Genomic DNA, 21,049 nt, shown 5'->3' with positions numbered 1-21,049 from the left:
CCCCGGAAAAATCGCGTGGAGAATGACGTGGCATCCCTGATCTATTCCTTTGCCCAACTTGAGGCGTTCACCGCCGTCGCTGAGCACGGCAGCCTGATGAAGGCGGCCAGTAAACTCGGCAAAGATCGTACAACCTTGCGGGATCTGATCGATTTTCTTGAGGATGGGCTGGGCTACGCTCTGTTCCTGCGGGAGGGGCGCAGCCTGCGCCTGACGCCGGAGGGGGAGCAGCTTCAGCGGCAGGCGCACCTGCTGATGCGGCAGGCGCACCTGCTGATGCGGCAGGTCAAAGCATTTGAGGCGTTTGCCCGATCGGTGCCCGACAGCGCCACGCAGGACATTGCCCTCGTTTACGATCCGTTCACCCCCAGAGCTTTTTTACAGGCGCTGATTGCCACACTGGCGGCGAAAAAGATCCGCCTGAGCCTGACCAGCGCATCGCGCGATGAGGCGGAAGCCATGCTGGCGGACGGTCAGGCCGATCTGGGGATCTGCCAGGCGCGCAACCGCAGCGTGGGCAATGAGATGGAGTGGCGGGCGCTGGGGGCGATCGAAATGGATTTTTACGCCGCAACGGCGCTTTTTGCGGAGGTTGCGTCGCCGGTGTCGCTGCTCGATCTCTCTCTGGTTCCGCAGGTGATTATGCATGCCGCGTCAGACGAGCCGGTTGCCCGTCGCCTGCAAATTTCAGGGCACACGCTTTTCACTAACGAACTGGAGATGCTGCGCGGCCTGCTGGAGCAGGGCTGCGGCTGGGGGTTTTTGCCGACCCATCTTCACGCAACGCAGTGGAAAAATGTAAAAAGGCTGCCCACCGAAGTGGGCAGCCAGGGGATAAGCCAGACGATAGTCACCATCTGGAAGCCGGGCAGCGACAAGCGCGGGCTAATCAACGATACGCTCTCGCAGCTTCCGGCGTTATGGAAACGCTCAGCGCTGTGAACACCCTTTGCACTGTTTATTCTGGATCTGCTGGAAGAAGTCGTTGCCTTTGTCATCCACCAGGATAAACGCCGGGAAGTTCTCCACTTCAATTTTCCAGATCGCTTCCATTCCCAGTTCCGGATACGCCACGCACTCCAGACTCTTGATGCTGTTTTGCGCCAGCACCGCCGCCGGGCCGCCAATGCTGCCGAGGTAGAAGCCGCCGTGCTTATGGCAGGCGTCCGTCACCTGCTGGCTGCGGTTACCTTTGGCCAGCATGATCATGCTCGCACCGTGGGATTGCAATAAGTCCACGTAGGAGTCCATACGCCCGGCGGTGGTTGGACCTAAGGAGCCAGACGCGTAGCCTTCTGGCGTTTTGGCCGGGCCTGCATAGTAAATCGGGTGATCTTTGACGTACTGCGGCAGGGCTTCGCCGTTATCGAGCAGCTCTTTCAGCTTCGCATGGGCGATGTCGCGCGCCACAATAATGGTGCCATTCAGCGACAGGCGGGTGGAGACCGGGTGCGCGGAAAGCTGCGCAAGAATATCGGGCATCGGCTTGTTCAGATCAATGCTTACCACGTCGCCTTCTCCCTGCTGGCGCAGGGATTCAGGAATATACTGGCCCGGATTGTGCTCCAGCTTCTCAATCCAGATCCCCTCGCGGTTAATCTTCGCCTTGATGTTGCGGTCGGCGGAGCACGAAACACCCATGCCGATCGGGCAGGAGGCACCGTGGCGCGGCAGACGGATCACGCGAATATCGTGGGCGAAGTATTTCCCGCCAAACTGCGCGCCAAGGCCGAGGTTTTGCGCTTCCTGAAGCAGTTCCTGCTCGAGCTGGACGTCGCGGAACGCCTGGCCGTGCGCATTGCCTTCGGTTGGCAGGCCATCATAGTAGCGCGCAGAGGCGAGCTTGACGGTTTTCAGCGTGGCTTCCGCTGAGGTGCCGCCGATAACGAAGGCGATATGGTAAGGCGGGCAGGCCGCGGTGCCGAGGGTCCGCATCTTCTCAACCAGATAATTTTTCAGCTTCGCCGGGGTGATCAGCGCTTTGGTTTCCTGATACAGATAAGTTTTGTTGGCGGAACCGCCGCCTTTCGCCATGCAGAGGAATTTGTACTCGTCACCATCCACGCTGTAGAGGTCGATCTGCGCGGGCAGGTTGGTGCCGGTATTCACCTCTTTATACATATCCAGCGCCGCATTCTGCGAGTAGCGCAGGTTGTCTTCAATATAGGTGTTATACACGCCCTGGCTCAGCGCTGCTTCGTCACCGCCGCCGGTCCAGACGCGTTGGCCTTTCTTACCCATAATGATTGCCGTGCCGGTATCCTGACAGGTGGGCAGCACGCCTTTCGCCGCAATCTCGGAGTTGCGCAGGAATTGCAGGGCAACGTACTTATCGTTCTCGCTGGCTTCCGGGTCGCTCAGAATAGCCGCAACCTGCTTCTGGTGAGAGGTGCGCAGCATAAACGCCGCGTCGTGGAAGGCCTGCTGGGCCAGCAGGGTCAACGCCTCTGGCTCGACTTTCAGCACTTCCTGACCGTCGAACTCGGCAACGGAAACGTGCTCTTTGGTCAGCAGATAATATTCGGTGTCGTCATGCGCGAGTGGGAAGGGGTTTTGGTAGATAAAGGGTTTGTTTGACATAGCTTGCTCCACAAAAATTTAACCGCCGGAGGAAATGTCCGGCGGTCAGAAATCAGAACATCATGGACATCCACGGGTAACCAATCAGCAGCAGAGCTGCCAGGAAAATGGCGCCGAAGATGGTGCCGAGGCGCCAGTAGTCTTTGGTTGGCAGGTAGCCGCTACCGTAGTAAATCGGGCTTGGGCCAGTACCGTACGGGGTGATGATCCCCATCACGCCCAGCGAGGTCACCATCAGCAGGACGAACACTTCCATATTCATGCCCGGAATGGTGGAGGCGATAGTCAGCATCGCAGGCAGCAGCGCCGTGGTGTGCGCGGTGGTGCTGGCGAACAGGTAGTGCAGCAGGTAGAACGCCAGCAGCAGGACGATGGTGGCGACACCCGGCGAGATACCGCTCATTAGCAGGCCGCCTTCTTTACCCAGCCAGCTGATAAAGCCGGTGGAGGAGAGACCATCCGCCAGTGCCACCAGGGTGGCGAACCAGACGAAGGTATTCCACGCGGCTTTGTTGCCGGTGATGTCGTTCCACTCCAGCACGCCGGTCCACAGCATCAGGCCAACGATCAGCAGGGCAGCCATGGCCGGTTCAATCCACGCCGCGGCGAAGATCCACATCAGCAGCGCGCAGCACACGAACACCAGCAGCAGGATCTCATTGCGCGACAGTTTGCCCAGTTTTTCCAGTTCGCGGGTCGCCCACAGAGGTACTTCATTGTTTACCTTCACTTCTGGCGGGTAGAACCAGTAGGCCAGCAGCGGCATGGTCAGGATCAGCAGGATACCCAGCGGCAGGAAGGCGAGGAACCAGGTCCCCCAGGAGATATCAATTCCAACGGTGCTTTTCACCAGCGCCAGTGCCAGCAGGTTAGGTGCCAGAGCGGAAAGGAACATCGAGCTGGTGATACAAGCCGCGGTGATTGCCACCCACATCAGATAGGAACCGATTTTGCGCGCGCTTGGGTCGTTGGGTTTTGAACCGTACAACGGCGGCAGGTTAGCGATAATCGGGTAGATGGTCCCACCGCTGCGCGCGGTATTGGACGGGGTGAACGGGGCCAGCAGCAGGTCCGCGAAGGTAATGGCGTAACCGAGCGTCAGGCTGCGACGGCCCAGGTACTTCACCAGAATCAGCGCCAGACGGCGGCCGAAGCGGGTTTTGTCGTAGCCTGCGGCAAACATAAAGGCACCGAAGATCAGCCACACGGTGGAGTTACCAAACCCGCTCACCGCCCATTTAAAGGAGGCGCCCGCCAGCTTGAATTTCGGGTCAGCCAGCTGTTCGGGGCTAAAGAGCACCCACTGGCTGCACAGCGCAATCGCCACCACGCCGGTGAGGCCGATTACGGCGCCCGGCAGCGGTTCGAAAATCAACCCGACGATGACGCCAACAAAGATGGCGAAGTAGTGCCACGCATAAGGCGGCAGACCTTCCGGAACGGGGACAAACAACAGCAGGACGGCGACAATGACGGGCAGGGCCATCATCAGCAGGCGTTTTGCTGTTCCATTTGATGCCAGATTCGCCGCAGGAGGCGTTACAGCAGTTTTTGTTTTCATAGTTTCACGTCTTAAGTTGTCAAAAATTCGTCGTACAGCGAAAACACAAATTCGATTGCTTTATTCGTTTTGCTTTTTTTAGTTATTTAAGGTGCGTTTTTGTGTTTTCAGTAATAGCGATTTAACGCATTATTGTTTGCGCTAAATAAAAAATGATGATGTTTTTATATTGCGCCTTTGGATGCCATTACTATTGATCGCGATCAAAAAAACAGAATTGAGGACGTAATTTTATACTTTTTATAATAACCACTCTGAGTAGTGTGGTTATTCGCTATTTTTAAGCATTTTATTTATCAATTCTATAACATTATTATTTTGGACTGTGTTTTAAGTTTTGATTTCAAAGGGTTTTTGATGTGATTGGTGTATTGGCTTTACCATTGTTGATTTAACTTTTTTTAAATTAATGTGAACGTATAAAACATTCACGCTAACACCAATGTGTTATTAATGTTATCGCAGGGATTAAATAGTTTATTAACTAACGTAATGACTTTAGAAACTAAAAAAAGCTTTATATTAATGTCATGACATCGGCAAAAACACGAAATAAAAAATCCATACCGATAACGAATTCTTAATTTTTAAAGTTTGGAGTTTCTATTATGAGCACTAACGAACGTATTTTAAGCCCCTTCACATTACCGAATGGTACTGAACTGAAAAACCGTTTGTTAATGGCCCCGATGACAACCTGTACGGGGTATTACGATGGCACCGTGACCAGCGAGCTGGTGGAGTACTACCGTGCCCGCGCTGGCAGCATCGGCACCATTATCGTTGAATGCTGTTTTGTTGACGATCTCGGCCTTGCGTTCCCGGGCGCAATTGGTATTGATAACGACGAAAAAATCGCCGGACTGGCAAAAATCGCTGACGCCATTAAGTCCAAAGGTTCCAAAGCCCTTCTGCAAATTTACCACGGCGGCCGTATGGTCGACCCAAAACTGATCGGCGGCCGGACGCCGGTTGGCCCAAGCGCGGTTGCCGCGCCGCGTGACGGTGCCGCGACGCCGGTTGCTCTGACTTCAGAAGAAGTGGAAGGCATGATCGGCAAGTTCGGCGAAGCCGTACGCCGCGCAATTCAGGCCGGCTTCGATGGCGTCGAAATCCACGGGGCGAATACCTATCTGATCCAGCAGTTCTACTCCCCGAACTCTAATCAGCGCGACGACGAGTGGGGTGGCAGCCGCGATAACCGTGCGAAATTCCCGCTGGCGGTGCTGGACATTACCCATAAGATGGTGCGCCAGTACGCGGACGACGCGTTTATCATTGGCTACCGTTTCTCACCGGAAGAGCTGGAAGTCCCCGGCATTCGCTTCGAAGACACCCTGTATCTGCTGGAAAAACTGGCCGCTCGTGGGGTGGATTATCTGCACTTCTCCCTTGGCGCCGCCCTGCGTCCTTCTATCGTCGATACTCAGGACCCGACGCCACTTATCGAAAAATACTGCGCCATGCGCTCTGACACGCTGGCGCAGGTACCGGTGATGGGCGTTGGCGGCGTGGTGAATGCCACGGATGTGAATGAAGCGCTGGATCACGGTTACGACCTGATAGCCGTTGGCCGCGCCACCATCGCCTATCCGGACTGGACCGATCGCATCGCGGCGGGCGAAAGCCTGGAGCTGTTTATGGACAGTACCCGACGCGAAGAACTGAGCATCCCGGAACCGCTGTGGCGCTTCTCGCTGGTGGAAGCGATGATCCGCGACATGAGCATGGGCGAATCTAAATTCAAACCGGGCACCTTTATTGAAAAAGTGCAGGACGATGCTAACGAACTGGTGATTAACGTCAGCCTCGAAACCGACCGCATCGCCGATATCGAACTGGCCTCCGGCCCGAGTGAAGACGTGGCGTTTGTGACCAGTTTCGAAGAGATCCGCACCCGAATTCTGGATGCCAATACCCCGCACGTGGATGCTATCACCGGCGCGACCAGCCAGAGCGAGGCGGTGAAAAAAGCGGTCTCGAAGGCGATGCTGAAATCCAGCAAAGCGCTGGCGGCAGAAGAGGGCGCTGACCCGAATGAGACTAAAAGCGTGGACGTGGTGGTGGTCGGCAGCGGCGGCGCCGGTCTGGCGGCGGCGATTCAGGCTCACGACGAAGGCGCGAGCGTGCTGATCGTTGAGAAAATGCCGACTATTGGCGGGAACACCATCAAAGCCTCTGCCGGTATGAACGCGGCTGAGACCCGCTTCCAGCGCGTGAAGGGCATTCAGGACAGCAAAGAGCTGTTCTACCAGGAAAGCCTGAAAGGCGGTGGCAATAAGAACAACCCTGAACTGCTGCGTCGCTTTGTCGAGAACGCGCCGCAGGCCATCGAATGGCTGGCAACGCGCGGCATTATGCTCAACGACATCACCACCACCGGCGGGATGAGCATCGACCGTACGCACCGTCCGAAAGATGGTTCCGCGGTGGGCGGATATCTGATTAGCGGCCTGGTGCGCAATGTCAACAAACGCAACATCGAGGTGATGCTGGATACCTCCGTGAGCGACATCATCTTCGAAAACGGCCAAGTGACCGGCGTGCGTCTGACCACCGAAGAGAACGAAACCCTCACCGTGGCAACTAAAAGCGTAATTGTCGCGACGGGCGGCTTCAGCGCCAACAGCCAGATGGTGGTGAAATACCGTCCGGACCTGGAAGGGTTCGTGACGACTAACCACAAAGGCGCAACCGGCGGCGGTATCGCACTGCTGGAGCGTATTGGCGCAGGCACCGTCGATATGGGCGAAATCCAGATCCATCCAACCGTTGAGCAGAAAACGTCGTACCTGATTTCCGAATCCATCCGCGGCGGCGGGGCGATTCTGGTAAACCAGCAGGGCAACCGCTTCTATAACGAAATGTCGACCCGCGACAAAGTTTCGGCGCAAATCATCGCGCTGCCGGAGAAATACGCTTACATCGTCTTTGACGAGCATGTTCGCGCCAAAAACAAAGCCGCGGATGAGTACATCGCGAAAGGGTTTGTCACCAGCGCCAGCTCACCAAAAGCCCTGGCGGAAGCGCTGGGGATGGATCACCACCAGTTCCTGGCAACGCTGGAACGCTACAACGGCTTTGTGGAAAAACAGCATGACGATGATTTTGGCCGCACCACCGCGCTGCGTGCGCCTATCAACGAAGGGCCGTTCTATGCCATTCAGATTGCGCCGGGCGTGCACCACACCATGGGCGGTGTGACCATCAATACAGAAACCTGCGTGCTGGACAGCAACCACAACGTATTACCGGGAGCGTTTGCTGCGGGTGAGGTTGTCGGGGGTATCCACGGCGGTAACCGCATCGGTGGTAATGCGGTGGCAGATATCATTATTTTTGGTACGCTTGCCGGACATCAGGCGGCTATGCGTTCGAAAACACGGTAAGGCTCCTGTTTCCCCGGCGGCGCGGTGCTTGCCGGGGCTACATCTGAGGACTTATGCAATGCCTGATAGCCATCGCGTTTACAGTTACAACGCCGTTCTGATGGGCTCGCCCATCCTCCTGAAACTCTTCTCCCATGACGAAGCCCTCGCGTCCCGCGTGTTTCGCCTGATCAAACAGTACGAAGATCTCCTCACCGTCAACCGTGCGGATTCGCAGGTGATGGATGTCAACCATGCTGCCGGTCAGCATCCGGTTGTCGTCAGTCGCCCGGTGTTTGACCTGATCCGCTGCGCGAAAGCGGCCAGCCAGCCTACAGACAGTGCGTTCAACCTGGCGATAGGTCCGCTGGTCAAACGCTGGAAAATTGGCTTTAAGGGGGACGCTGTACCGCCCGCGGACGAGATCGCCGCCTTGCTGAGTATCACGGATCCTGCGAACGTGGTACTGGATGACGCCAACAGCAGCGTGTTTCTTACACGCCAGGGAATGGAGATCGATCTGGGGGCTATCGCCAAAGGTTATATCGCCGACAGGGTGCGGGATTACCTGCATAAAGAGGGCGCCGAACTCGGGTTGATCAACCTTGGCGGCAACGTCCAGACGTTAGGCTCGCCGGAGGGTGGCTGGCGCGTCGGGCTGAAAAAACCGTTCGCTGGTGACGCGCTGATTGGCGCCATAACGGTAGAAAACCGGTCGGTTGTGACGTCAGGCACCTATGAGCGCTACTTCGAGCAGAACGGCAAACGTTATCATCACATACTTGACCCGCGTACCGGCTACCCGCTGGATAACGAACTGGACAGCGTGACGATTATTTCGCAGGACTCCCTCGACGGCGATATCTGGACCACGCTGATCTACGGCATGGGCGTGGAGCAGGGCTGCGCCGCGCTGCGTTCGCGCCCCGATATTGAAGCCATTTTTGTCACCAAAACAAAAGAAGTGGTGATCTCCTCGATGCACCACTTCCGTTTTACCCTTCTGGACGACAGCTACCGAATTACTGGCAGTACTGTTTGAGCAGGCCGACCTGTTCCGGCTGCAAACGATAGCGATATACCGGTCGACCGGTGGCACCGTAGTGAATGCTAGTGAACAGGATATTGATTTGCGCCAGCCAGATCAGGTATTTGCGGCAGGAGACGCGGGAAATGTTGACCGCATTCGCCAGATCGTCGGTGGAAAATTCTATCTCCGGATGGCTGTCGATCCACTGGCAAATGGTGCGCAGCGTCTGCGGCGTTAAGCCTTTCGGTAATTTTTTGCTGTCGGCCAGCTCCGGCGCGCCGCCGTGGATCAGCCTGTCGACGTCGGCCTGTTCATAATACTGATGCGAGCCCATCAGACTGCGCTTTGCCTTCCAGCCGTTCAGCGCCTCTTCAAAACGCGGGAACTGGAACGGTTTAATCAGGTAATCCACCACGCCATAGTGTATCGACGTCTGGATCGTTGCGGCGTCGGATGCTGACGAAATCATGATAACGTCAATCGGGCGGCCCGATGCGCGGATGATGGGCAATAGATCCAGCCCGTTATCCTGCTGCATATAGACATCCAGCAGCACCAGATCGATCGGCTGGCCTGGGTTTGCGATCAATGCTTCGGCCTGGTTGAGCGTGGAAGCGACGCCGCAGCAGTTAAAACCCTCAACGCGGTTAACATACAGACGGTTGAGGTCGGCTACCATGGCGTCATCATCGACAATTAATACATTTATCACGCGATATTCCTCTCGCTATCCCAGGGGATCTGAACAAAAAATTGGGTAAATACGCCAGGCTCCGACTCGACGGTAATATCTCCGCCCAGGTTCTGGATCTGCTGACGTGCAAGGAACAGCCCAACGCCACGGTTTTCACCTTTTGTTGAGTAGCCCTTTGTAAAAATAGCCTCCAGCCGCTCGGGATCAATGCCGGGACCGTCATCGCTGACCTCACCGCTCAGCCAGCCGTTCTGATAATGCAGCAGCAGGCCGATCTCGCCTTCCGGCTGACCTTCCATCGCATCCAGGGCATTTTCGATTAAATTGCCCAGCACGGTGATCAGAACCGCAACCTGCTCTTCATTGCTGGTGTCAGGAAGCTGACTCTCCTCGGCCAGCGTCAGGGTCACTCCCGCCTCTTTGGCGCGGTTGATTTTACCCAGCAGGAAACCCGCAATGACCGGCGATTTAACCTTGCGCTGTATCGCGCCGATATCCGTCTGATAATTCTGTGCGGTCTGGATGATGTACTCTTCCAGCTTATCGTAGCGCTTCATGTGCAGCAGGCCGAGGATCACGTGCAGCTTGTTCATAAACTCATGCGTATGTGAGCGCAGGGCATCAACATAGTTGACCATACCATCGATACGCTGCATTAACTGGCTGATTTCGGTCTTATCGCGGAAGGTGCTGATTGCCCCGATGACCTGATTCTGGCTTTTCACGGGGACCATGTTGCACAGCAGTAGCCGTCCGTTACAGCCGATCTCCTGATCCTGGCGAGCAATGCCGGTTTTCGCCACTTCCCTAAGGCTGGCCAGCAGTGGTTCGCCGCTGCTCTCGGAGTGCTCACCCGAGCTCAGGAGCAAAATTTCTCTGGCGGTGTGGTTAATCATCGTCACGCGCCCGTGCATATCAACAGCCATCACGCCTTCGCGCAGGGACTGCAACATGGCCTGGCGCTGCTCAAAGAGGGCGGAGATCTCGTAAGGCTCAAGCCCGAAGAGAATACGTTTCAGAACCCGGACCAGACCCCATATCGCCACTGAGCTCATCAGAACGCTGAATAAGATGGTCCACACGGCATTGAGCCGACCGCGGGCAATCTGATCTTCAACTTTATTCAGCGAAATACCCACCACGACCACGCCGATCTGGTCGTGCCGATCGTCATAAACGGGCGTAAAGACGCGCAGTGCTTCCGCGAGCGCGCCGCGGTTCACGGAGACATTCTCTTTCCCTTCGAGGGCGGGCGTCAGATCGTCGCCAATAAAATGCAAACCTAACAGCGCTTCGTTTGGATGGGAATAGCGGATCCCACGCAAGTCGGTAACCACGGTAAACAGCAGGTCGTTGCGCTTCGTCACCGCCTGGGCAATCGGCTGGATGATGCCAGCCTGCGGCGATTCCATCAGGCCACGCTTGATCTCCGGGCTGTCGGCCAGCGTTCGGGCGATACCCAGCGCGGTATCTTTCACGTCATCGCGCGTGGCACGGGTGATCTGCACAGAGTACAGCGCGAAGACCACCAGCAGCACAGAGCCGATAATGGCGCACACCATCAGCGTAACCAGCGTATTCAGCTTAATAGGGCGCTTGCGCGTCGGGGGGAAGGGCTGCAAATCGCTCATTAACACTCCGCGATGAAAAAGAAAGGGCTAATTATCGCTGATGACGGGCATTTCATAAAGCCATGTAAAGAGAGGCGTTTCGTGAGCCTTCTCTCATGTGACCTGTATAAAACACTTTATAGTGTGGGGGTACTCATAATAAGGAGGCAGTTTATGAGCATTATGCTTACCGGTACGGCCAGGGAAAGACGGCACGCCAGCACGATGAACATCGACAGATTATCTACGCTGGATATGCTTAATGTCATACACCAGGATGACGCACAAATCTCTTCTGCACTTACCCCTCACTTAAGTATGCTGGCTCGCGTGGTGGATAACGCGGCGGCGACGCTTAGTCACGGTGGACGTCTGGTGCTGATCGGCGCAGGCGCGTCCGGAGGCGTGGCGAAGCAGGCGGCAGAAGCGTTCGCGCCGGGAAAACATCCGGTCATTGCGATGACAACAGGCGATAACGCCGGAAGCTACGCGCGCGGCGTTGCAGACCTTCAGACGATAAAATTCGGCGAGCACGACATGATGCTGGCGCTGTCCGTCAGCGGCAAAACGCCATGGGTTTGGGGCGCGATGCGTCATGCGTGGTCTCTGGGCTCAACGGTCGCGCTCATTACGGAGGATGCGCAAAGTGAAGCGGCGCAGCTGGCGAGCATGGTTATTGCCCCCGATCTGGGCGCGGATGTGGTTGCCGGGTATACCAACGCCAAAGCGGGCATTGCGCAAAGCATGATAATGCATATGGTCACCACCGGTCTGGCGATACGGACAGGACGGGTGTACAGCAACCTGCGTGTTGATCTGGAGGCAAGCAATACCAGATGGGCCGAGCGACAAATTGCCATTGTAATGGAAGCGGGGGGATGCTCTCGGGCGCAGGCGAAGGCGGCGCTGGAAAGCTGTAACCATCAGTGTAAAACGGCGGTGCTAATGGTGCTGACGGGTATGGATGCCTGGAAAGCACATGAATTACTTGCGCAGAATAACGGGTTTGTTCGCCTGGCCTTGCAGGAAGCGCCGTAATATTTCAGCGTCAAATAAAAAAAGCCCGCGTTGCGGGCTTTGCTATTTATGGGGATCAGAACTGGTAGATCATACCGATGCCAACGATGTCATCGGTTGCAATACCGTTGTCATTGTAGAAGGCATCATCTTCGTCCAGCAGGTTGATTTTATAATCAACGTAGGTGGAGAAGTTCTTGTTGAAGCTGTAGGTCATGCCCACGTCGATGTAGTTAACCAGATCCTGGTCAACATAGTCATAACCATTGCCTGGATGATAATCGTTACCACCCAAATCGATGCCTTTTGAATAGACCCACGCCAGGGATGGACGCAGACCGAAGTCAAACTGGTACTGCGCTACGGCTTCAAAGTTCTGAGTTTTGTTGGCGATGCCATCGTTGCCGTACGGAGTCATGTTGCGGGTTTCCGCATACATCATTGCCAGGTAGACATCATTCGCATCGTATTTTGCACCGATTGTCCACGCTTCCGCACGTTCACCGCCGGCATATTTGCTGAAGCGATTATAGGTACCTGCGCCGTAAGCAACCTGGTCGTTGGTACGGTCAGACGATGAATAAGCGGCACCCAGCGACAGACCGAAATCGAAGTCATAGGTAGTTGACATACCGAAGCCGTCGCCGTTCTGGAAACGAACATCATCATGGCCATTTTTGGTGCCTTCCTGATTTTCGTTTGCGTTAGCACCTTCATTAGCACCCTGATATTGCAGTGCGAAGTTCAGGCCGTTAACCAGACCGAAGAAGTCATTATTACGATAGGTCGCCACACCGTTAGTACGGCCAACCATATAGTTGTCGGTCCAGGTATAGGAGTCGCCACCAAATACTGGCAGCATATCGGTCCAGGCTTCAACGTCATACACGACGCCGTAATTACGGCCATAATCGAATGAGCCATATTCGCCGTATTTCAGGCCAGCAAAGGCCAGACGGTTAAAAGAGGTGTCGCCTGCGCCTTCGGTATCGTTAGCGTAGGTTTTATATTCCCACTGGCCGTAACCAATAAGATCGTTATTAATTTGTGTTTCGCCTTTGAAACCAATCTGGACATAGGTTTCATCGCCGTCGTCGCCTGGGTTGTCGGAGAAGGTATGACGTGCATCAACTTTACCGTACAGGTCAACTTTGTTGCCGTCTTTGTTATACATTTCCGCCGCATTTGCTGCGCCAGCCATTAATAACGCGGGTACAAGAATTGCCAGAACTTTTCTTTTCATTATATATTCCCTTTAAATATAAATTGTCTGAATATATGTAATTACCCTCCGTAACTACATGGCTGATACTATTCTATGGATTATTATTTAGGTTCAAAAATAAATGTAATTAAACTGGTAAAAATATTACAAAATATTTCGTTTTATTTCTTTATTTTTCGCGTGAATTAATTCATTGAAAATATAGCGGGTAATTATTATTAAGTATTTCTAAATTCTATTTATTAAGGGTTTTGATTCGGGTGTATTATAATTCACTCTCTTTTGAGCAACAGGATGGGATGATGGAACTTGCGCAGTGGCAGCACCGTTTTGAGCGCTGGCTCGACGAAAATCATTTTACTGATGATGCGGCGCACGATATCGCCCATTTTCGCCGCGTCTGGATGACGGCGCAGGCCATTATGGCTGACGGGGATTGCGATCCGCTGGTTGTGCTGACCGCATGCTACTTCCATGACATTGTCAGCCTGCCGAAAAATCACCCGCAGCGTAGTCACTCCTCGCGGCTGGCAGCGCGAGAAACGCGCCAGATCCTGAGCCGCGATTTTCCTGATTTTCCGCCCGATCGGTATGCGGCCGTTGAGCATGCCATTGAAGCGCACAGCTTCAGTGCCGGTATCGCGCCGCAAAGCCCGGAGGCCAAAACGGTCCAGGATGCCGACCGGCTGGAGGCGTTAGGCGCCATCGGCCTTGCGCGCGTCTTTGCCGTGTCCGGTGCGCTGGGCACCGCGTTGTTTGATGCCGACGACCCGTTTGCCGGGGCGCGTGCGCTGGATGATAAAGCTTTCGCGCTCGATCACTTTCAGACCAAACTCCTGCGCCTGCCGGACACCATGCAAACCGCACGGGGACGCGAACTTGCGCGTCACAATGCCGATTTTCTGATCCAGTTTATGGCGAAGCTGAGTGCTGAATTACAGGGCGATTACCTCGGAACCGACAGCCAGATATTGACCCATTTCCGTCGCAGTGTGCGATCCTGAACTGTGGTACTCTGTTTTCTGTCTTTATTGTCCGGTTAAGAGAATGCAGGAAAATCGATCAGTGACTGTGCCCGCGCCTGAGCGGGTTGAGAAATCAACGGCAGCCGTGCAGGCACTCCTGCGTCAGCTGCTGGAAATGTATGATGCTAAAACGCTGGCAAACCAGCTGGTGGCACATGGCGAGAGCCACTGGAGCCCGGCAATACTCAAGCGGCTGCTGATAAGCGACAGGGCAGGGCACCGCCTGAGCGACGGCGAGTTCTGTTATCTGCGTAACCTGCTGCCGCACCCGCCTGCTGCGCATCCGAATTATGCCTTTCGCTTTATCGATCTCTTTGCCGGTATTGGCGGCATTCGCCATGGCTTTGAAGCTATTGGCGGGCAGTGCGTGTTCACCAGTGAATGGAACAAACATGCCGTCCGCACCTATAAGGCGAACTGGTACTGCGACCCCAACGAGCACCAGTTTAATGCCGATATCCGCGACGTCACCCTGAGCCACAAAACCGGCGTCAGCGACGAAGAAGCCGCTGAGCACATTCGCAACACCATTCCGGCGCACGATGTGCTGCTGGCAGGCTTTCCGTGTCAGCCGTTCTCACTGGCTGGCGTGTCGAAAAAGAACGCGCTGGGACGTGCGCACGGCTTTGCCTGTGATACGCAGGGCACACTGTTCTTTGATGTTGCCCGGATTATTGATGCCCGCCGCCCGGCAATTTTTGTGCTGGAGAACGTCAAGAATTTAAAGAGCCATGACGGCGGCAAAACCTTCCGCATTATCATGCAAACGCTGGATGAACTGGGTTACGACGTGGCGGATGCAGAGGACATGGGGCCGGACGATCCGAAAATTATCGACGGCAAACACTTCCTGCCACAGCACCGCGAACGCATCGTGCTGGTGGGATTCCGCCGCGATCTCAATCTGAAAGGCGATTTTACGCTGCGCGATTTGCCCTCGCTGTATCCGGCGCGCCGTCCGACAGTGGCCGATCTGCTGGAGCCCGCCGTCGATGCGAAATTCATTCTGACGCCAGTGCTGTGGAAATACCTCTATCGCTATGCCAAAAAGCATCAGGCCAAAGGCAATGGCTTTGGGTTTGGCATGGTCAATCCGCTTAATCCTGACAGCGTGACGCGTACGCTGTCGGCGCGCTATTACAAAGATGGCGCGGAAATTCTTATCGATCGGGGCTGGGATAAGGCGCTGGGCGAAAAAGATTTCGACGACCCTCAGAATCAACAGCACCGACCGCGGCGCTTAACGCCGCGCGAGTGCGCCCGCTTAATGGGCTTTGAGGCGCCGCAGGGCTACAGTTTTCGCATTCCGGTGTCGGATACACAAGCCTATCGTCAGTTTGGCAACTCGGTGGTGGTGCCAGCCTTTGCCGCCGTCGCAAAACTACTGGCCTCACGCATCAGCAAGGCCGTTCAGCTGCGTCAGAGTGAGGCCGTCAATGGCGGACGTTCACAATAAGGCCACGCGGAGTAAAAACATGCGTGCCATCGGCACGCGTGATACCGCGATCGAAAAACGGATCGCTGGCCTCCTGACCTCCATCGGGTTTGAATTCAGGGTTCAGGATGCCACGCTTGCCGGGCGTCCTGATTTCGTGATCGATGCGTATCAATGCATCATCTTTACCCACGGCTGTTTCTGGCATCACCACGACTGCTATCTGTTTAAAGTCCCGGCGACACGCACCGACTTCTGGCTGGAGAAGATTGGCAGGAACGTCGAGCGTGATAAACGCGATGTTTCGCAGCTTTACGCCCAGGGCTGGCGGGTGCTGATTGTCTGGGAGTGCGCACTGCGCGGAAGAATGAAGCTGAATGACGTGGAACTGACGGAGCGGCTGGAAGAGTGGATCTGCGGCGGCGGTCAGGCCGCGCAGATCGATACCCAGGGCATTCACCCGATCACGGTTTCTCCACCTCACACGCCGTGACAATGGGTTTCGCGGGCAGTAAATATTTACCCAGCGTGACCAGCACCACGGCAAAGACAATCACGCCCAGCGCCAGCCATTCAATCGTCGACAGCACTTCGCCCGCAAAACCGGTACCCAGAAGCACGGCAACCACCGGGTTAACGTAGGCGTAGCTGGTGGCAACCGCCGGTGAGACGTTGCGGATCAGGTACATATAGGCGTTGATGGCAATAATCGAGCCAAACAGGGCCAGATACCCGACGGCCAGGAAACCTGAGAGATCTGGCATTGCCGTCAGTTTTTCACCCGTCAACGCCGAGGCAATCAGCAGCACGATGCCTGCCGCGAGCATTTCAATGGCACCCGCCATCATCCCGGAGGGCAGCTCAATGCGGGAGCCGTAGACCGAGCCGAAGGCCCAGCTCATCGAGCCGATCATGATCATAACGGCAGCCCAGGGGTTTCCGCTCAGGTTACCGCCGCTGTTCAGCATGATAATACCCACAAGCCCAATCGCGATGCCCAGCCATTCGAGCTTACGGGTGCGGATCCCGAACAGACGACTAAAGCAGAGCGTAAACAGCGGCACGGTCGCGACGACCACGGCGGCGATGCCCGACGGCACGTTCTGGTGTTCGGCGACGGTTACTGCGCCATTGCCCACCGCCAGCAGCAGCAGGCCAATCAGGGCGGCGTTAAGCAGGGGACGCAGCGGCGGTAGCTTGTGGCCGCGCAGCAATAAAAACGCCATCAGCAGCACGCCAGCCGTAAGGAAACGAATACCGGCCATCATCAGCGGGGGCCAGCTTTCCACGCCAATACGAATGACAAAGTAGGTGGATCCCCAGATGATATACAGGGAAAAAAGTGCTCCAATGAGCGGTAATAAATGCCGAAAACGCATAGTCCCTCACGACGAAATAAAAAGTTCGCTCATAGTTAACGCCAAAACTATCGGGCTGGCGAGTGCTTTAATTGTGTTGTTAATGTGAAATTTTTGTTGACGTGAGGTGCCTGTTTCCGGGCGCTGAGTTTTGTTCCATACTATTCACTTAATTAGCAAAAAAAGAAGGATAGAGATTTTGGCAGGAAGTAGCTTATTAACATTACTGGACGATATCGCCACCTTGCTGGATGACATTTCAGTCATGGGGAAACTGGCGGCGAAAAAAACCGCCGGGGTACTGGGGGATGACTTGTCACTTAACGCGCAGCAGGTCAGCGGCGTGCGAGCGAACCGTGAGCTGCCGGTGGTGTGGGGCGTAGCGAAAGGGTCATTTATTAACAAGGTGATCCTTGTTCCGCTGGCGCTTCTGATTAGCGCCTTTATACCCTGGGCCATTACGCCATTGCTGATGATTGGCGGGGCGTTCCTGTGCTTCGAGGGTGCCGAAAAAGTGTTGCATATGTTTGCCGCACGCAAAGAGAAAGACACCCCGGAAATGCGCCAGCAGCGTCTGGAAGCGCTGGCCGCGCAGGATCCAAAAACGTTCGAGCGCGATAAGGTCAAAGGTGCGATCCGTACTGACTTCATCCTTTCGGCCGAGATTGTGGCGATTACGCTTGGGATCGTATCCGAAGCACCGCTGATGAATCAGGTCATGGTGCTTTCGTTGATTGCCATTCTTGTAACGGTTGGGGTGTATGGGCTGGTCGGTCTGATCGTCAAGCTGGACGATATCGGCTTCTGGCTGGAAAAAAAATCCAGCGCAATTGCGCGCGGCATTGGGAAAAGCCTGCTGGTGCTGGCGCCGTGGCTGATGAAAACCTTGTCGGTGGTGGGAACCCTGGCGATGTTCCTGGTCGGCGGCGGAATTATCGTGCACGGTGTTGCTTCGCTGCATCACATGATTGAACATTTTGCGTCAGGCCAGGGAGCGGTAGTTGCTGCAATTCTGCCCACACTGCTTAACCTCGTACTGGGCTTTATCGTCGGTCTGATTGTGGTAGCCGTTGTTAAGCTGGTAGAAAAAGTACGCGGAAAATCGCACTAATTTTTGCTGACCCCGGATGCAAAAAGACCATTCCTCGTCTAAATTGAAAACGTTTCACCCTGATACAGGAGGCAGGTATGGTCTTTTTGGTCAGTGATGAAGTTAAGCCAAAGAATGGTGGTCCATGCATGATTGTCACCGGTTATTCCAGTGGAATGGTGGAGTGTCGGTGGCATGACGGATACGGCATTAAGCGGGAGGCTTTTCGTGAAGATGAGCTTCAGCCTGGTGATAAAAGGCAAAAACGCGATAAGGCTTAATCACACAACGCCCGGCCTTGCCGGGCGTTTTTACTGGCAGAAGACTTATCATATCGGATGGTGAGCGACACTCAGGGAGTGCGTGTGCAGCACAATACCTTTGTTGTAAAACAATCTTTTTTGCAGTGGCTGCATAAGCGTAGCAATCCCCGTTTGGTTGTTAACCTCTGTTTTATCGTTGTCCTGATCTTTTCCACCCTCCTGACCTGGCGCGAAGTTGTGGTACTGGAAGATGCCTATATCTCCAGTCAGCGTAACCATCTGGAAACGGTTGCCAGTGCGCTGGACAGACAACTCCAGTTCAGCGTCGATAAAATGCTGTTTTTTCGCCACAGCATGCGTGATGCGCTGGAAACGCCGCTGGCGTTTGGCGTGCTACATGATGCGGTAAAGCGTTTTGCCCGTTTGCGCGCATCCCCCACCTGGCAAATTGAGGTTGATAAACAGCGCACATTGCCGATCAACGGTGTGTCTGATGCCTTCGTTGAAAAGACCACCCTTCTGAATCGCGATGATGAGTTTCTTGATAATGAACTGTCCGCCGCGCTTGAAGTGGGGTATTTATTGCGTCTGGCATCCAGTTCTTCCGGCAACGAAGAGCGCGTGATTTATGTCTCTCGCGCCGGATTCTTTCTGGAAACGGATACGCCGGAAAATGCCAGCGATATCGTGCAGCGTTACTACTATCTGGTCACTCAGCCCTGGTTTACCCAACAGTCCGAGCGTGAGAACCGTGCGCGTGCCGTGCGCTGGTTTATCTCGCCTCCTTCCTCCTTTGTGGGCAAAAAGCCGCTGATCACCGCAAGTGTGCCTGTTTATTACAATCACGTCTGGTATGGCGTGGTGGCGATGGATTTCACCTTTGCCACCCTGCGTCGTCTGCTGGTGGAGGCCGTAGGCGATAACCCGGAAGGGGAATACCAGCTGTATGACAGTCGTCTCACCCTGCTCGCGACGTCTGGATCATCTGCTGCGGACGTTAATCATTTTGACGCGCCCGAACTAGCGCAGATAGCGCACGCAATAGAATCGGATTCCGAAGGCGGCATTCGCCTGGGGAGTCGTTTTGTCAGCTGGGAGCGTCTCGACCACTTTGATGGCATCGTCCTGCGCGTGCACACCCTGGAAGAAGGGGTGCGCGGCGATTTCGGCAGCATCAGTATTGTGCTGGCATTGCTTTGGGCGCTGTTCACCGCGATGCTGCTCATCTCATGGCTGGTGATCCGGCGCATGGTCAGTAATATGTATTCGTTGCAGAATTCGCTGCAATGGCAGGCCTGGCACGACCCTCTGACCCGGTTGAATAATCGTGGGTCGCTGTTTGAGCGGGCGAAAATACTGGCGAAGCAGTGTGAACAGCAGGCGCTGCCTTTCTCTGTCATCCAGATCGATCTTGACTGCTTTAAGAGCATTAATGACCGGTTCGGGCACCAGGCGGGTGATAAGGTGTTGTCCCATGCTGCGGGGCTGATTGCCAGTACCCTGCGCACTAAAGATATTGCCGGGCGCGTCGGCGGCGAAGAGTTCTGTGTGGTGCTGCCCGGCATGACGCTTGAAGAGGCGGCGGAAGTTGCAGAGCAGATCCGTGAGCGTATCGACAGCAAAGAGATCCTGATTAAGAAAAGTACTACCCTGCGCGTGAGCGCGTCGTTTGGCGTCTCTGGCGCGCAGGAGAAGGGCAATTATCACTTCGAAAATCTGCAATCCACCGCCGATGCGCGTCTGTATGAGGCGAAACAGCGCGGGCGTAACCGGGTCATCTGGCAGGATCACGTTAAAAAGTAATCAAGCCCCTCGCGCCAGCCGGCCGGTCCGGTGTGCTGAGTGCGATAAACCCGTGTGGGATCGTTGTTCTTAAGGCTGACCCCCTCCCGGTTGAAGCCTTTCACCACCACGGCGAAGGCTACGCTGTCCAGCAGAGGGGCATCATTGGGGCCGTCGCCCAGGCCCAGCGTTGTCGGGTCAAATCCGTCGTGCAGGCGATACTGTTCCACAAGCCAGTGCACCGCCACGTCTTTGCCACAGCTCGTGTCCAGAATATGCCAGAAGCGAGCACCCGGGACGATCTTCAGCCCCTGCCGGGCCAGTTCGGCTGCGAAGCGTTTCATTTGTTCATCACTGTCACGCCAGATCAGCGTCACGGAAGCCTCGTGTTTACGTGCAAGCGCCGCACGGGGACGGCTTAGCCCGGTCCATTCGGCGACCACGCGCTCATCCACATCGTCGAAGGTGGTGAATTTCAGATGCATCTCCTGGCGTACCCGGGCAATAAACTGCCAGATATCGTCATGCTTCTTTTCTGAGATGAACCGTGCGGCGTTTTCCCACCGTACGTCAGGCTGGATCGCCGCGCCGTTTTCCGCAATGTAGGGCAGCCCGCCAAGGCCAAGTTCCTGCTGGATGTCACGCATTTCGGACGCGGTTTTGCTGCTGCACAGAATGACTGGTACCTGTTCATCCTGTAATCTCTTCAGCCAGGAAGCGGCAGGCTGCCAGTCGAGAGTGTGAAAATCCAGCAGCGTACCGTCGAGATCGGTAAAGACGAGCAGAGTCTCCTTTAGCGAAGGCATAACGTCTCCTGAATAATGATGTTCATCTAAGAAAAGTCTTAAAAAACTCAGCATTGATGTCCCGTTGAAGTGGAAACGATCCCGATAAACCCACACGCGGCGCATGTTTATACTCATAACCAAAATTCACATGTATAAAATATAATATTCGCTAAGAGAATATATGCTTGTAAGACAAATCTGTTGGGGATAATGTCTTACCTGC

At 55.0% G+C, this 21,049-nt stretch carries 17 protein-coding genes; 10 read left to right on the top strand and 7 right to left on the bottom strand.

Translation table 11 applies throughout. From position 1 onward, the window contains the following. The first annotated feature begins 15 nt into the window (after window positions 1-15). Window positions 16-942: a LysR family transcriptional regulator gene (locus L2Y28_RS13650; protein WP_032622408.1), complete on the top strand. Its 927-nt coding sequence runs from the start codon at window positions 16-18 to the stop codon at window positions 940-942. On the opposite strand, the gene fumA is transcribed toward L2Y28_RS13650, so the two are convergent. Continuing rightward, complete coding sequence (gene fumA, locus L2Y28_RS13645) at window positions 931-2,580, bottom strand: class I fumarate hydratase FumA (protein ID WP_022648572.1); 1,650 nt, start codon at window positions 2,578-2,580, stop codon at window positions 931-933. The genes L2Y28_RS13650 and fumA overlap by 12 nt on opposite strands. A gap of 52 nt (window positions 2,581-2,632) precedes the next feature. Beyond that, the gene (locus L2Y28_RS13640) at window positions 2,633-4,141 is read right to left on the bottom strand and encodes an anion permease (RefSeq protein ID WP_022648571.1); all 1,509 of its coding nucleotides are present in this window, start codon (window positions 4,139-4,141) and stop codon (window positions 2,633-2,635) included. A 608-nt stretch (window positions 4,142-4,749) separates the two neighbouring features. Here L2Y28_RS13640 and L2Y28_RS13635 point away from each other — a divergent pair. Together L2Y28_RS13635 and L2Y28_RS13630 are read left to right on the top strand one after the other, a co-directional pair. Beyond that, the gene (locus L2Y28_RS13635) at window positions 4,750-7,530 is read left to right on the top strand and encodes a flavocytochrome c (RefSeq protein WP_022648570.1); all 2,781 of its coding nucleotides are present in this window, start codon (window positions 4,750-4,752) and stop codon (window positions 7,528-7,530) included. A 58-nt stretch (window positions 7,531-7,588) separates the two neighbouring features. Beyond that, window positions 7,589-8,551: an FAD:protein FMN transferase gene (locus L2Y28_RS13630; RefSeq protein WP_022648569.1), complete on the top strand. Its 963-nt coding sequence runs from the start codon at window positions 7,589-7,591 to the stop codon at window positions 8,549-8,551. On the opposite strand, the gene dcuR is transcribed toward L2Y28_RS13630, so the two are convergent. Continuing rightward, window positions 8,532-9,251, bottom strand: a complete 720-nt coding sequence (gene dcuR, locus L2Y28_RS13625; protein ID WP_022648568.1) for a two-component system response regulator DcuR — start codon at window positions 9,249-9,251, stop codon at window positions 8,532-8,534. The two genes, L2Y28_RS13630 and dcuR, sit on opposite strands and share 20 nt — an antisense overlap. Continuing rightward, a complete protein-coding gene (locus L2Y28_RS13620) occupies window positions 9,248-10,864 on the bottom strand; it encodes a sensor histidine kinase (RefSeq protein WP_022648567.1) in 1,617 nt (538 codons plus the stop codon). Before L2Y28_RS13620 ends, dcuR begins: the two co-directional genes overlap by 4 nt. 153 nt (window positions 10,865-11,017) lie before the next feature. Here L2Y28_RS13620 and L2Y28_RS13615 point away from each other — a divergent pair, with 153 nt between their 5' ends. Then, entirely contained in the window at window positions 11,018-11,881 is an 864-nt protein-coding gene (locus L2Y28_RS13615; protein WP_022648566.1) for an N-acetylmuramic acid 6-phosphate etherase, read from the top strand. Window positions 11,882-11,936: 55 nt separating this feature from the next. On the opposite strand, the gene ompC is transcribed toward L2Y28_RS13615, so the two are convergent. Then, window positions 11,937-13,103, bottom strand: a complete 1,167-nt coding sequence (gene ompC, locus L2Y28_RS13610; protein ID WP_022648565.1) for a porin OmpC — start codon at window positions 13,101-13,103, stop codon at window positions 11,937-11,939. A gap of 284 nt (window positions 13,104-13,387) precedes the next feature. Between ompC and L2Y28_RS13605 the strand changes: the two genes are divergently transcribed. The 3 genes from L2Y28_RS13605 to L2Y28_RS13595 are packed head-to-tail and all read left to right on the top strand — an operon-like array spanning window position 13,388 to window position 16,038. Next, the gene (locus L2Y28_RS13605) at window positions 13,388-14,089 is read left to right on the top strand and encodes a phosphohydrolase (RefSeq protein ID WP_022648564.1); all 702 of its coding nucleotides are present in this window, start codon (window positions 13,388-13,390) and stop codon (window positions 14,087-14,089) included. A 43-nt stretch (window positions 14,090-14,132) separates the two neighbouring features. Continuing rightward, entirely contained in the window at window positions 14,133-15,566 is a 1,434-nt protein-coding gene (locus L2Y28_RS13600) for a DNA cytosine methyltransferase (RefSeq protein WP_087878644.1), read from the top strand. Beyond that, window positions 15,547-16,038 (top strand): very short patch repair endonuclease, encoded by a 492-nt coding sequence (locus L2Y28_RS13595; protein WP_022648562.1) that lies wholly within the window; start codon window positions 15,547-15,549, stop codon window positions 16,036-16,038. The genes L2Y28_RS13600 and L2Y28_RS13595 overlap by 20 nt, the downstream gene beginning before the upstream one ends. On the opposite strand, the gene yedA is transcribed toward L2Y28_RS13595, so the two are convergent. Further along, a complete protein-coding gene (gene yedA / locus L2Y28_RS13590) occupies window positions 16,010-16,924 on the bottom strand; it encodes a drug/metabolite exporter YedA (RefSeq protein ID WP_022648561.1) in 915 nt (304 codons plus the stop codon). The two genes, L2Y28_RS13595 and yedA, sit on opposite strands and share 29 nt — an antisense overlap. 178 nt (window positions 16,925-17,102) lie before the next feature. Here yedA and L2Y28_RS13585 point away from each other — a divergent pair, with 178 nt between their 5' ends. From L2Y28_RS13585 to dgcQ, 3 genes are all read left to right on the top strand, one after another. Next, window positions 17,103-18,014 (top strand): DUF808 domain-containing protein, encoded by a 912-nt coding sequence (locus tag L2Y28_RS13585; RefSeq protein WP_022648560.1) that lies wholly within the window; start codon window positions 17,103-17,105, stop codon window positions 18,012-18,014. Between the two features lie 77 nt (window positions 18,015-18,091). Next, window positions 18,092-18,274, top strand: coding sequence for a YodC family protein (locus tag L2Y28_RS13580; RefSeq protein WP_022648559.1), 183 nt, complete (start codon window positions 18,092-18,094; stop codon window positions 18,272-18,274). An 84-nt stretch (window positions 18,275-18,358) separates the two neighbouring features. Further along, entirely contained in the window at window positions 18,359-20,059 is a 1,701-nt protein-coding gene (gene dgcQ, locus L2Y28_RS13575; RefSeq protein ID WP_032622410.1) for a cellulose biosynthesis regulator diguanylate cyclase DgcQ, read from the top strand. Here dgcQ and L2Y28_RS13570 read toward each other — a convergent pair. Continuing rightward, window positions 20,044-20,844 (bottom strand): mannosyl-3-phosphoglycerate phosphatase-related protein, encoded by an 801-nt coding sequence (locus L2Y28_RS13570; protein ID WP_022648557.1) that lies wholly within the window; start codon window positions 20,842-20,844, stop codon window positions 20,044-20,046. The two genes, dgcQ and L2Y28_RS13570, sit on opposite strands and share 16 nt — an antisense overlap. Window positions 20,845-21,049 lie beyond the last annotated feature (205 nt).

The organism is Enterobacter sp. JH25, assembly GCF_021725435.1.
GTDB lineage: Bacteria > Pseudomonadota > Gammaproteobacteria > Enterobacterales > Enterobacteriaceae > Enterobacter > Enterobacter intestinihominis.
The sequence above is the reverse complement of the archived record's forward strand: the minus strand, read 5'-3'. Positions and strand labels throughout refer to the sequence as shown.

Bases quoted from the DNA above. Each gene is read 5' to 3' on its own strand.
- L2Y28_RS13640 (WP_022648571.1), bottom strand. From the start codon at position 4,141: ATGAAAACAAAAACTGCTGTAACGCCTCCTGCGGCGAATCTGGCATCA.
- L2Y28_RS13620 (WP_022648567.1), bottom strand. From the start codon at position 10,864: ATGAGCGATTTGCAGCCCTTCCCCCCGACGCGCAAGCGCCCTATTAAG.
- ompC (WP_022648565.1), bottom strand. From the start codon at position 13,103: ATGAAAAGAAAAGTTCTGGCAATTCTTGTACCCGCGTTATTAATGGCT.
- L2Y28_RS13570 (WP_022648557.1), bottom strand. From the start codon at position 20,844: ATGCCTTCGCTAAAGGAGACTCTGCTCGTCTTTACCGATCTCGACGGT.
- L2Y28_RS13580 (WP_022648559.1), top strand. From the start codon at position 18,092: ATGGTCTTTTTGGTCAGTGATGAAGTTAAGCCAAAGAATGGTGGTCCA.
- L2Y28_RS13600 (WP_087878644.1), top strand. From the start codon at position 14,133: ATGCAGGAAAATCGATCAGTGACTGTGCCCGCGCCTGAGCGGGTTGAG.
- L2Y28_RS13635 (WP_022648570.1), top strand. From the start codon at position 4,750: ATGAGCACTAACGAACGTATTTTAAGCCCCTTCACATTACCGAATGGT.
- L2Y28_RS13630 (WP_022648569.1), top strand. From the start codon at position 7,589: ATGCCTGATAGCCATCGCGTTTACAGTTACAACGCCGTTCTGATGGGC.
- yedA (WP_022648561.1), bottom strand. From the start codon at position 16,924: ATGCGTTTTCGGCATTTATTACCGCTCATTGGAGCACTTTTTTCCCTG.
- L2Y28_RS13615 (WP_022648566.1), top strand. From the start codon at position 11,018: ATGAGCATTATGCTTACCGGTACGGCCAGGGAAAGACGGCACGCCAGC.
- L2Y28_RS13605 (WP_022648564.1), top strand. From the start codon at position 13,388: ATGGAACTTGCGCAGTGGCAGCACCGTTTTGAGCGCTGGCTCGACGAA.
- fumA (WP_022648572.1), bottom strand. From the start codon at position 2,580: ATGTCAAACAAACCCTTTATCTACCAAAACCCCTTCCCACTCGCGCAT.
- L2Y28_RS13595 (WP_022648562.1), top strand. From the start codon at position 15,547: ATGGCGGACGTTCACAATAAGGCCACGCGGAGTAAAAACATGCGTGCC.